Raw genomic sequence first — 12,433 nt, 5'->3', positions numbered from 1 at the left:
GGCTTCTCTGTGTGTAGCGGACGCAGGTTATTTTCGGAGATAACGTCTTCTGTGCTTCGGAGGTACAATGAAGCGCATGACTACATAACCAATGACACAGCAGATGACGGCCAGCAGCGCACGTTCCTCCAAAGAAAGGTGGAACTGGTTGTTTGGTACCATAGGCAGCAAAGAAGATTTCATAGCTTAGCGGTTGTGGTATATTAAGGAAAGAAGCTCTGTGACAAGTAAGGGGAAATTCGTTTGAAATCTAGTAGGATTGAAGCATTTAAAGCGCAAGTCGAGCTCACGCTCCTTCTTGAGCTTGATATCCGCAGCCATAACGAGAACGACCCTGTCGAGGTGAAAGCTGTACCAGATGGCTGGACAGTAATGGGGAACGGGAATTATGCCGTTGTGTTTGCGCATGCTGATTTTCCAAATCTAGTTGTGAAGGTATACGCACAGAGTCGTCCGGGTTTGCAGGATGAAGCGGAGGTATATCGGCGCTTGGGCCCTCATCCTTCTTTTTCGGAATGCTATTATGTGGGTGAAGCTTATTTGATCATGAAGCGAATGCCAGGCTATACGTTATATGATTGCTTGCTGACAGGAATCCCGATACCGCCTTCCGTTATACGCGATGTCGATGAAGCTCTCGCTTATGCGATGAAGAAAGGCATGTCTCCGCGCGACATTCACGGGAAGAACGTCATGAATGATAACGGCAAAGGCTATGTCGTGGATGTGTCCGACTTTCTGCTGCGGGGGAGCGACGGGATATGGGAGGATTTCAAACGCGCTTATCATTGGCTGTACAAGCCGGTATTATTGCGTTGGACGCTGCCCTTGCCTGCAAGGCTGTTGGAGTGGTGCCGCAAAGGGTATCGCTTCTACCGCAGAAGCCGGAAGAAGTAGGATTTATCCATTTTCAAATGACAGGGTGCTCCATCCACATACGGAACCGCGCAGTTATCAGCCGTTCGGAGAGCTGTGGCTTGAAGATATAAATGCACAGGTCGTTGAGGCAACGACAGTGGAGGGGGAAGGAGAACGGTCTGACTATCGCCGCGAGCTTGATCTGGATACGGCTATTGCCACGGTCGAATACGTGCGAGCTGGAGTCACTCATCGCAGCGAAATGTTCGTGTCGGCTACGGCTCAGGTGCTCGTGCTGCATTGGAGCGTCGACAAGCGGCAGTCCCTCTCTTGTAAGTTATCGCTAACCCGTGGAAGCGCACGGATTGAATCGATCGGAACCGATGCGCTTCTGCTGACAGGGCAAGCGGAACATCGCGGGACTATGCGAGAGTCTGCTTCGCTGGATGCGTCAAGGCGGTACCTCAAGGCGGGCATGTTCAGGCCGACGGGGAGTCGCTATTCATTCGCGACGCGGATTCGCTTACCGTTTACGTTGCCATCCGCACCTGCCTGCAGCTTGGGCGAGTGGGGTGGTGTCGGGCTTGCGTGCGCGGGGCGGCTTCGAAGTTCGATATCGAATGGAAGCAGAATCGTCTGACCCGCTGCCGTATACGTTCTTTGCTCGGACGGAGCGTGACGCTGAGATACGGCACGGCAGAGCGTGTATGTGAGACAAAAGCTGGCGGTTACGTGGAATGGGATGGCTGTTGAATAAACGCCCCGCCCTTTGTTATGATGGACTCGGTATAAGCAATCCCAAATTCTACAATTCTATGGATCAGGTTCTTCCGGCTTGTTCCACCTGTTGGAGGAAGTGAAGATGGGCCGTATGCAGCCGGAACGAACGACAGCGAAAGGATCGAATGGACAATGTCAATAGAGAAACAGCAATCCGCACCCTGTAATACATGGGATAAACAGACGATCGTCGTGCACGATTGCCATGATGAACGTCATTACGGAGCAGTGACGATGCCGCTGTATCAGAACAGCTTGTTCACATTCCCGTGTCATGAAGAATTTTATGAGGCGCTTGATTCTCCGCTCCATTATCATCTATATTCGCGGGGGAACAATCCGAGCGTCAATGAGCTGGAACGGCGGCTGGCGATGCTTGAAGGCGGAGAAGCAGCGCGCTGCTTCGCTTCGGGAATGGCGGCGATCTCCGCATCTATCATGTCCGCTGTCAAAGCGGGCGACCACGTCATTTGCGTGGAAAGTGTGTATGGGCCGACGCGGCAATTTCTGAGCAGCTACTTGCTGCGCTTCGGCATTGAAACGACGTTCGTAGACGGGGAGAGCATGGCGAGCATTGAAGCGGCTGTGCGTCCGAACACGACGCTGCTTTTTCTGGAAAGCCCGACGAGCATGACGATTCGCCTCCAGGACCTGCGCGCCTGCGGAGAACTCGCGCAGCGAATTGGCGCGACTACAATTATTGACAACACCTGGGCGACGCCGATCTATCAGAACCCGCTGGCGCTTGGTATCGATTTGGTCGTGCACTCCTTGACCAAATATGTAGGCGGACACAGTGATATTATGGGGGGCGTCATCATTGGCTCTAAGGAACGGCTCGAACGGATTGGTCAAGAGGAATTTCTGCTGTACGGCGGCATCATGACGCCGCAGACCGCTTGCATGGCGATGCGCGGGCTGCGCACGCTGCCGCTGCGGATGGAGCGGCTCGGGCAGAATGGACGCCAAGTTGCTGCATATTTGGAGCAGCTTCCGTTCGTGAAGCGCGTCAATCACCCGGGTCTGCCAAGCTACCCGCAATACGAGCTGGCTCAGCGGCAGATGAGCGGGTGCGGCAGCTTGTTCTCCTTCGAGGCGGCGCTTCCGGTTGAGCAATTGCAGGCGTGGGCGGACCGATTGGAATTTTTCCGCATTGGCGTTAGCTGGGGCGGCTATGAGAGCTTGGTGCAGGTCGTGCGTCCGGAAGCCTCGGACGAGAGCGAACCACTCGTGCTGGTGCGCTTGTATGTCGGACTGGAAGATCCGAACCTGCTGATCGGGGACATGAGCCGTTCTTTTCAGGCGCTTGAACAGTAAGGAATGAACGAGGCCACAAGTTCGGCGATGTCAGTAAGGAATACTGCCCTTTGAATGTGAATGAGCGAGGAATTGCAAGTAAGTGAGCAAGGATAAGGCTGCGGATCCGAAGCGGGATCGGCGGCCTTTTTGACCATTAAGGCACCTCTAAACGCGTTCGCTCATCTTCGGAAAGCCTCAATAGAAATTTTTTCATGACTGTTCCATAGCTTGCTTCACTCTCCCCTTTAATCAGAATAGCAGCTCTCCTTTCCCTTTCAAACGAGAATAGGTTGACAGTCTTTTTCGTACAATAGCTTCTCTCTCCCATACAGTCAGGGGGGATGACTGAGATAAGGGTACATGCCGTTTCGTAAAAGATATTAATTCCCGAGGGGGTCAATCTTGATTGCAGTGAATATAGAGTCGTTCATTGATGGGCGCCTCCTGATGGACGAGACCAGAGTCGAATATAGGCGTGCAGCATTCTGATGGACGAGACCAGAGTCGAACATAGGCGTGCAGCATTCTGATGGACGAGACCAGAGTCGAACATAGGCGTGCAGCATTCTGATGGACGAGACCAGAGTCGAACATAGGCGTGCAGCATTCTGATGGACGAGAACCAGAGTTGAACATAGGCGTGCAGCATTCTGATGGACGAGAACCAGAGGCCAACATAGTCTTGTTGCATTCTGAAGGAAGGGGAGAATGAAGCAATGGGTCGGATGCAGCGAATCCTCTCAGTCTGAACGCGTCACTATACAAACATAACAGTTCGTACATGATAAAGAATCAATGTCTATTTAACATATCGACGTTAGCGATAGAACATATCATCTGTCTCTAAGCGCGGTCGCTCATCTTCGAAATGCCTCAATAGAGGTTTTCTCACGTGCCTGCTATCAGAGATTCAGGTGGACAGGAGGTAAAAGTTATTTTAAAATGAGCTAAAAATTTCAATGCTGTACTACGATATAACACATTGAAAGCGTTTGCTTATCGTGAAATATAGACGCTTCTGGGGAGGGAGGGCTGCGAAATGTACAAGCTGTTGCTTGTGGATGACGAAGAAGACGTGCGCGAAGGATTGCTGCGTGAAATCGAATGGAGCGGTTGCGGCTACGAGGTAATTGGCACCGCTGAGAACGGACGGGAAGCGCTCGAAGCGGTGGACAAGCTGCGGCCAGACGTCGTGGTGACTGATATACAAATGCCTTTTCTGAATGGTCTGCAGCTGTCGGAAGGGATACGAGAGCAGTTCCCTACGATCAAAATCATTATTTTGACGGGCTATGACGAGTTCGAATATGCGCAAAAGGCGGTCAAGCTGCATATCGACGAATATGTGCTTAAGCCGTTTTCTTCCCAGGAGCTGATTAATGTGCTGCTCAAGGTCAAGACCAGCATGGACGAGGAGCAGGCTCAGCGAGAAAACGTACACGTGCTGCAGGAGCACTATCGCAACAGTCTTCCCGTCTTGAAGGAAGTGTTCCTCGCATCGCTTTTCACGCGCAAAGTGAACCGTAAGGAGATCGATGAGAAATCCAGAATCTATGATTTGCCACTCTGCGGCAGTCAGTTCATGTTGTCGGTAATCAGTCTTGACATCCCGTGCTCATTGCTATCGAATCGAAAAGAAGAAGAGCCGTCTTTACAGCCGTTTATACAGCAGTTTCCACAGAGGGACGCTGGGGTACCGCAGCATGCGCTGTCGCTCAAGGACACGGGGGATTCCCGGCTGCAGCTGTTCGCGGTGTATAACATCGCCGAAGAAATCGCGCATAAGCATGAGCTTGGATTCGTGATGATTCATAACGAAGAAGTCGTGCTCATAAGCTGCGATGAATCGCCTGATATGGAGCCAATCCGTCAGCGGACGCTCCTAGTTCTGGAGGAAATACGGCAAAACGTGGAACGATATTTGCGATTTACAGTAACGGCGGGGGCCGGCACCGTCATTCATACGTTGGAAGAGGCGCCTTATGCGTACAATGCTGCGATCGCCGCGCTCGATTACCGCGTCATTCTCGGCAGTAACCGAGTCATTTGCATCGATGATGTGGAGATGCGCATGGTGGAGAAGCTGTGCTTCGATCATTGGAAGGAAGAGGCGCTCATCCGCTGCTTGAAGGTGGGGACGGCGGAGGAACTAAGGGGGATGCTCGATTCTCTTTTTCAAGGGCTGATGGAGGCTCATATTTCAGTCAAGGATTTTCAGATTTATGTAATGGAGATGCTCATCGCCCTGATGAAGGTCGCACGGGATGCGGGCCAAGCAGCGGATGCGGCTGTCGGCGATGAGCTAGCCTCGTTCGAGCGGATTCGGGAATTCCGCCATATGGAGGAGGCCAAGCAGTGGGTGCTCCAGCTGTGCACTCGGCTCATGCATCATATTGCGGCTGATCGGCAGACCTCGTATAAGAAGCTCGTGCAGGAAGCGACGTCGTTTGTCGAAGCTAATTATGTGAACAGCGATTTATCCATCACGATGGTATGCGGGCATCTTCATATTAGCGCCGGGTATTTCAGCAGTATTTTCAAAAAGGAAACGAAGATGACGTTCGTCAACTATTTACTGCAGCTGCGCATGGAAAAGGCGAAGCAGTATTTGCGCTCGAGCGATTGGAAGACGTTCGAAATTGCGGAGCAAGTAGGGTATAGCGATCCGAATTATTTCAGCTACTCCTTTAAAAAATACGCGGGGCTATCGCCCAAAGAATATCGCAGCCGAGCAGATGAAGGCTGATCCGGGATCTGTCGCGCAGGAAAAGTGGAGGATGGGATGAAGTGGAGACAAGTGCGAAGCATTCAGTTTATCATTGCGGCTTCATTCACGCTAATTACCGTCATTGTGATGCTGTTCGTGAGCTTTGTCGTCTATGACAAATTTGCCAATACAGCGGAACAGAATGCTGTGCTGAACAATCAGCAAATCATTGATCAGGTGAAGTTCAATTTGGAATCATACGTGAGCGGAATCGGCGCCTTTTTTGAAATCATTGACGATCGCCTGAACAGAAGCGGCGGCTTGCCTGTGAAGGAGCTGCAGGAACAGCTCGACACGATCCGGATGACGCGCGACGATGTTGTAAGCATGGCCATTTTTACGATCGACGGGCAGCTCATTCAAAGCATCCCATCGCAGATTCAGCGCCGCAATACCAGCTTGACCGAACAGAGCTGGTTCACAGCTGCCGTTCAAGCGCCAGAGCAGTTGTCCTATTCGCCCCCCCACATTCAGAATCTGTTCGAAGGCGCGTATAAATGGGTCGTCTCGTTGAGCAAAGGAATGACGTATCACAGGTCTGGCATAGGGGAAAAAGGGATTCTGCTGATCGACGTAAACTTTAAGACCATTGACGATCTGTGCCAGCGGGTTACGCTAGGCGGCAAAGGATATGTCTATTTGATCGACTCGATGGGGAACCTGGTCTATCATCCGCAGCAGCAGTTAATCTACAATGGGCTGAAGTATGAAAATGTGGAGCAGGTGCTCAAATATACTTACGGTAGCTATATCGACCGCTCAGGCGGGGTGGAGCGGCTTATTACGGTTAAAACCGTTAGTCCGCTTGGTTGGAAGGTTGTCGGCGTGTCCTATATGGACGAGCTCGTAACGACACAGCAGGAAATCGGCGGATTTTTATTTTGGCTGCTTGCCGCCGTACTCGGCTTCGTGCTCATCGTCTCCTTCGTGCTGTCCGCTCGTATCTCTCATCCGATCAAGCGATTAGAACGAACGATGAGACTGGTGGAAAAAGGCGTGTTCAGCGTGCATATGGAGATGAGCGGCGCCGAAGAGGTCAAGCAGCTGACGAGCCGCTTCAACCTAATGGTGGCCCGCATTCATCAGCTCATGGATCAGATTATCGTGGAGCAGGAGACGAAGCGCAAGAACGAACTAGACATATTGCAGGCGCAGATTCACCCCCACTTCTTGTATAATACGCTCAATTCCGTCGTTCGCTTGGCGGGGAGCGGGCGCACGGACGATGTCGTGACGATGATTTCGTCGTTGTCGAAATTTTTCCGCATCAGCTTGAGCAAAGGCCAGCATATTATTTCGGTGCAGGAAGAGCTGGAGCATGTGAAGCACTACTTGATTATTCAAAATATTCGGTTTAAGCATCAATTTTCGTATGAGATTGAAGCGGAGGAGGGCATATTGAATAGCCGCACCCTGAAGCTCATACTGCAGCCGATCGTAGAAAATGCCATTCAGCATGGCATCGAAGGCAGCGCTGACGAAGGCTGCATTCGCATTTCGGCGCGGGAGGTTGACGGTAAGCTGCGCTTTAAAGTCAGCGACAACGGAGCGGGTATCCCGCCGCCGCGCCTTGAAGCTATTCAAGCGGGACGAGTCGAGAGCCGACAGGGATCTGGTGTAGGACTGCGCAACGTTAAGGAGCGATTGCAGTTGTATTACGGTTTAGCTTACGGTCTGGAGATCGAAAGCCAACCGGACGTGGGGACGGCGGTTACGATGTGGCTGCCGCTGGAGCGCGAAGACGAGTCATGAGGAAGGAGAAGATGAGATGCTTAGTTCATATGCTGGACAGGGGCGCGGATTCAAGGTGAAGCTGCTGCGAGCCATCGTACTGCTGCTCATCATCATGCCCCTTGCTCTCAATACGGCTTGCTCCGGCAACGGCATTATTGAAATCTCTGAGCCGGAGCAGCGTAATTTCGCGCTCGTCGTCAAGATGCTGAACGACGATTATTGGAATACGGTTCGTATGGGGGCAGAGGCGGCAGCCAAAGAATTCAACGTAAAAATTACATTTCTCGCACCTGAGCATGAGAAGGACGTCCAGCAGCAGGTGGAATATACGGAGCAAGCGCTAAAGCTGGGTGTGGATGCGCTCATTCTCGCTGCTAGCGATTACATGGCGCTCGGGCAGGTTGTGGACCAAGCGAGCTATTATAACATACCCGTTATCTCCATTGATTCCGAGGTCGGCTCCACGAAGGTACGGAGTTACATCGGTACGAATTCCTATCAAATGGGGCGGACAGCCGGGCAGGAGCTCGTCAAGCTGATGAATGGCAGAGGCAAAGTCGGCGTTATGAGCTTTATTCAAGGCGCGCATAATGCCGAGCAGCGCGAGGAGGGATTGATGGACTTGTTCTCCCGGTATGACGGAATTGAAGTGGCAGAGAAAGCGTATTGCTACTCGGATCCAGATCTTGCGTATGAGTTGATGCTTCGCATGCTGGCGAAGCATCCGGATCTGGAAGGCATCGTGGCGCTTAATTCGATCTCCTCTCTCGGTGTGGCGCGGGCCGTCAAGGACGCGGATGCCAGTCGGGCGATAAGAGTGGTTACCATCGACAGCACGCCTGAGCTTATGGGGTACCTGCAAGATGAGGTCATTGGGGCTGCCGTCGTACAGAACCCGTTTGCGATGGGGTATCTCGGCGTAAAATATGCGGCGGACGCGCTGCAGGGCTCCGATATACCGGAACGGGTGGAGACGGATGCGAAGGTGATTGATTTAAATAATATGTTCTGGCCGGAAAATCAGAAGCTGTTGTTCCCCTTCGTGAAATAATATGCATCAAGCAGTTTGGCGGCAGCAAAATGAGGGATATTCCGCCAGCCTTCGAGATGATTATAAACGAATTGGTGGATAATTTTAAAATAAAAAATTATATTTTTAAATGGTAATTGAAAAAATATTTCGTTTGCGTATAATAAAGCTAAACCGCCTAGAACCTTCCTCAAAAGTCTGTCACAGCATTTGAACAGCGGCAATTGAACCCTTCCCAGAACTCCTCGATTTGTTGGAAATCCCGTAAATCAATCATTATTAGACACTTCTGCAAACTGCACCTAATCGAAACAAGACTCATTCCTTATCGAACATCACTATTTTGTCATATCTGCCATCCGTCACTAGAAGGGAGAGAGCGCGATGAGATTTTCATTGGCAGGCAAACCGGTACGTATCATTATAGGCTTGATGTCCGGCACGTCGTTGGACGGAATTGATGCCGCCATCGTCCAGGTACGAGGGTGCGGAATGGATGCGAAGGCCGAACTGCTCGCCTTTCATTGCATCGAATACGAGCAGGAGCTGCGGGGGCGATTAAAGGCGCTGTGCAGCAACGAACATTCCCGCGTCGCAGACCTATGTGTGATGAATGCTTACTTGGGGCGGCGATTTGCCGAAGCTGCGCTGGAAGCGGCTGCATCTGCAGGGATCGCGCTGGATGATATCGACTTTATCAGCTCGCATGGGCAAACCGTTTGGCATCAACCGACAGTACTTGATGATAATCCTTATTTTATGCCGTCGACACTGCAGATCGGCGACTTGTCCGTAATCGCGAAGCTGTCCGGCAAACCCGTCGTTGGAGATTACCGTCCGGCCGATATGGCGGTAGGCGGCCAAGGAGCCCCTTTGACGCCTTATGCGGATTATATTTTTTTTCGGCATGACGACATCGGCAGAATTGTGCAGAACATCGGGGGGATCGGGAACTGTACCATACTTCCGGCGGGAGCGTCATCTGATGCAGTCACCGCTTTTGATACCGGACCTGGCAACATGCTGATCGATCAAGCGGTCTACCAGTTATCGGACGGAGTGCTCCACTATGATCGCAATGGGGAGTGGGCAGCGCAAGGGCGGGTGAACGAAGAGCTGCTTGCGGAGATGCTGGCCCATCCATACTTCCGCCTGGAGCCGGTGAAGACGACCGGCAGGGAAATGTTCGGCAGTGAGTATGCCGCGAAATGGATCGCAGAAGGACTCCATCGGCAGTTGTCTGCCGAGGATATCATCGCCACATTCACGTCGTTGACGGTACGCTCGATTGCATGCGCTTACCGCGAGTTCGTCTTCGGCCAGCATTCCGTTAGCGAAGTGATCGTGAGCGGCGGCGGAGCCAAGAACTTGACGCTGATGGGCTGGCTGGCAGCGGAATTGCCGGAGCAGAAGGTGATGGCATCCGATGAAATGGGCATGCCGGGCGATGCGAAAGAGGCGGTTGCCTTTGCGCTATTGGCGAACGATTTCGTGCATGGCGTCACGAACAACCTGCCTGCCGTGACCGGAGCGGCGAGCCCAACTGTCATGGGGAAGCTGGCGCTGCCATAATTGCCGATTGAGAGAGGAGGATATAGAGATGAACGAGAGGGAACAACGAGTGATGGGATGGCTGCAAAGCGTCGTCTTACAGCAAAATGAAAGCGATTCCTTATCTTGAAGGGGCCTATTCTGCCAGGCGGAGCGGAGAGATTGGGCCTAAGCGGTACTGCTCTGCAAGCGGCTTGGGCGCTTCTCGACCATGCGGTCGCGCAGCAGAACATCCCCGGCGGCGTTGCGCTTGTCGCACGGAACGGGCATTTCGCCACTCATGCGGCAGGCCATGCCGTGTTAGGCAACGGTGTTGCGATACTAGCCTCTGCCGACACCGTCTATGATTGCGCTTCGCTGACTAAGGTCGTCGTCACGCTGCCGCTGATTCTGCTGTTGTCGGATCAAGGGAAGCTCCGACTCGACGATCTGGCTGCCGCTTATGTGCCGGAATTCGGGCAATCCGGCAAGCACGCGGTTACCATCCGCCAGCTGCTGTCGCATACTTCGGGATTGGCTGCGCACTGGGATTTGTACTCGCACGGATGGACGCCGGACGAAATGTTCGCTTGCATCTGCCGGATGAAGCCGGCACACGTCCCAGGCACCCGCTGCGTGTACAGCTGCTTGGGCTATATCGTGCTTGGCCGGATAGCGGAACGGCTTCTGGGCGAGCCGCTCGCCCAGGCCGCCGAACGCTTGCTGTTCCGGCCGCTCGGAATGTCCGCCAGCCGCTTCAACCCGCCATGCGAATGGCGCCCGCGCATCGCCGCGACCGAGTATGACCCGGCGTTGGGCGGGTTCCGGTGGGGCCGCGTGCATGACGAGAATGCGTATGCGTTCGGCGGGGTCAGCGGCAATGCAGGGCTGTTCACCACTGTGGACGACTTGGCGCGGTACGCGCAGATGTGGCTCGTCAGCGCCAACGCAGGTGTCGCAATAGAAGACAGCGTTGCAGCCACGACCAACGCCCATACGGGGCAAGCCAATGCGCTGCTCTCGCCGTCCGCGGTCCGTCAAGCCCTTAGCAGCCATACGCCCCGTATCCCGGGGGCCCATCGGGGGCTTGGCTGGGTGCTGAAGGACGACCCTGCAGATGTGACGGGGAACGGACTTTCGCGAAGCAGCTATGGTCATACTGGATTCACGGGCACGAGCCTCTGGATCGATCCCGAGCGCGATCTTGTCGTTGTCCTGCTGACGAATCGGGTTCATTTCGGACGCGACACATCTATTGCGAAGTTGCGCCATGACATCCATCAAGCAGTCGCAGCGGCAATACGAGATTAGAACTCGTCTAAGCAAACGTCCGTGCTCTTTATGCAAACCATTATGAAGCATTGACTCTGAGCGAATGTGGAACAAATTTATAGAATAGGTTGAACACGGACGCCTGCAGCGGGTGCAGCATTTGAAGTGATGGCGCCAACGCCGCCGATGCACTACAATAAGAAGATGAAGGAGGGATGGCGAATGAACGGAGGATTAGTGCGGCTGCGGGAAATTTTGGACGATATTACGCCATCCGAACGCAAAGTCGCCGAATTCATCTTACAGCATCCAGCGGATATGATTGGGATGTCCATTGCGGAGCTTGCTCGTCAGAGCGGGGGAAGTCAAGCGGCGGTCATACGGTTGTGCAAGTCGATGGGATTCAAAGGGTATCAGGAGCTGATGCTGAAGGTGGCCGGCGACTTGCAGGGAGGCAAGGAACCCCAAGGATATCAGGAGATCCAGCCGCACGATTCGGTGGAGACGATTATTCAGAACGTATCGAACAACAATATTCAATCGATTCGCGACACGGTCAAAATATTGGATGCGTCCATGGTGGCGATGGCGGTAGAGGAGATGCACAAGGCGGATCGGCTGTACTTTTTCGGCTTGGGGGCCTCGAACCTGATCGCGCAGGATGCGCAGCACAAGTTTTTGCGGATTAACAAGACAAGCTTTTCGTTTACCGATCCGCATTTACAGCTGACCTCTGCAGTCATGCTCACGTCGCAGGACGCGGCTATCGGCATTTCATATTCGGGGGAAACGGAATACGCCATTGCCAGCCTTAAAGCAGCTCGCGAAGCAGGTGCAACCACGATTAGCATTACGAAATACGGACACTCTACCTTAAGTGCGATTGCGGATATTCCGCTCTTCATTTCCTCGACAGAGAACGAAATCCGCAGTGGAGCGATGGCGTCCCGTATTACCCAGCTCAATATTATCGACATTCTCTATCTGGGGGTGGCGAGCCGGAATTACGACAATTCAGTCACCTATTTGGAGAAGAGCCGCGCCATTATTCACGATGTGAAAGGTCAACGGTAATGACCTGAAGCGTCCGAGAAATAATGAGAGCGGACAATTGAAACCGAATAACGATTGGAGCTCAGCTCCTTGATCCTTGATGCGCCCGA

General features: G+C 53.0%; 10 protein-coding genes. All 10 read left to right on the top strand.

Annotated features, from left to right (window positions below; translation table 11 throughout):
* Positions 1 to 243: 243 nt before the first annotated feature.
* The 10 genes from M3650_RS23395 (at position 244) to M3650_RS23355 (ending at position 12,344) form a co-directional block, all read left to right on the top strand.
* Positions 244 to 897, top strand: coding sequence for a serine/threonine protein kinase (locus M3650_RS23395; protein ID WP_251578274.1), 654 nt, complete (start codon positions 244 to 246; stop codon positions 895 to 897).
* Positions 898 to 922: 25 nt separating this feature from the next.
* On the top strand, positions 923 to 1,498 hold the full coding sequence (locus M3650_RS23390; protein ID WP_251578271.1) for a glycoside hydrolase N-terminal domain-containing protein: 576 nt from the start codon (positions 923 to 925) through the stop codon (positions 1,496 to 1,498).
* Positions 1,431 to 1,571, top strand: a complete 141-nt coding sequence (locus tag M3650_RS32745; RefSeq protein ID WP_369011144.1) for a hypothetical protein — start codon at positions 1,431 to 1,433, stop codon at positions 1,569 to 1,571. Before M3650_RS23390 ends, M3650_RS32745 begins: the two co-directional genes overlap by 68 nt.
* 199 nt (positions 1,572 to 1,770) lie before the next feature.
* A complete protein-coding gene (locus tag M3650_RS23385; RefSeq protein ID WP_019421657.1) occupies positions 1,771 to 2,955 on the top strand; it encodes a trans-sulfuration enzyme family protein in 1,185 nt (394 codons plus the stop codon).
* Between the two features lie 1,021 nt (positions 2,956 to 3,976).
* Positions 3,977 to 5,683, top strand: a complete 1,707-nt coding sequence (locus M3650_RS23380) for a response regulator transcription factor (protein ID WP_251578269.1) — start codon at positions 3,977 to 3,979, stop codon at positions 5,681 to 5,683.
* A gap of 36 nt (positions 5,684 to 5,719) precedes the next feature.
* Entirely contained in the window at positions 5,720 to 7,456 is a 1,737-nt protein-coding gene (locus M3650_RS23375; RefSeq protein WP_251578267.1) for a cache domain-containing sensor histidine kinase, read from the top strand.
* Positions 7,457 to 7,472: 16 nt separating this feature from the next.
* Positions 7,473 to 8,489, top strand: coding sequence for a substrate-binding domain-containing protein (locus M3650_RS23370; protein ID WP_251578265.1), 1,017 nt, complete (start codon positions 7,473 to 7,475; stop codon positions 8,487 to 8,489).
* A 363-nt stretch (positions 8,490 to 8,852) separates the two neighbouring features.
* Positions 8,853 to 10,040: an anhydro-N-acetylmuramic acid kinase gene (locus M3650_RS23365; RefSeq protein WP_251578264.1), complete on the top strand. Its 1,188-nt coding sequence runs from the start codon at positions 8,853 to 8,855 to the stop codon at positions 10,038 to 10,040.
* Between the two features lie 105 nt (positions 10,041 to 10,145).
* A complete protein-coding gene (locus M3650_RS23360; protein ID WP_251578262.1) occupies positions 10,146 to 11,309 on the top strand; it encodes a serine hydrolase domain-containing protein in 1,164 nt (387 codons plus the stop codon).
* A gap of 183 nt (positions 11,310 to 11,492) precedes the next feature.
* The gene (locus tag M3650_RS23355; RefSeq protein ID WP_251578260.1) at positions 11,493 to 12,344 is read left to right on the top strand and encodes a MurR/RpiR family transcriptional regulator; all 852 of its coding nucleotides are present in this window, start codon (positions 11,493 to 11,495) and stop codon (positions 12,342 to 12,344) included.
* Positions 12,345 to 12,433 lie beyond the last annotated feature (89 nt).

Source organism: Paenibacillus sp. MER TA 81-3 (assembly GCF_023713585.1).
Taxonomy (GTDB): domain Bacteria; phylum Bacillota; class Bacilli; order Paenibacillales; family Paenibacillaceae; genus Paenibacillus_B; species Paenibacillus_B profundus.
This window is presented reverse-complemented; position numbering and strand designations above follow the sequence as displayed.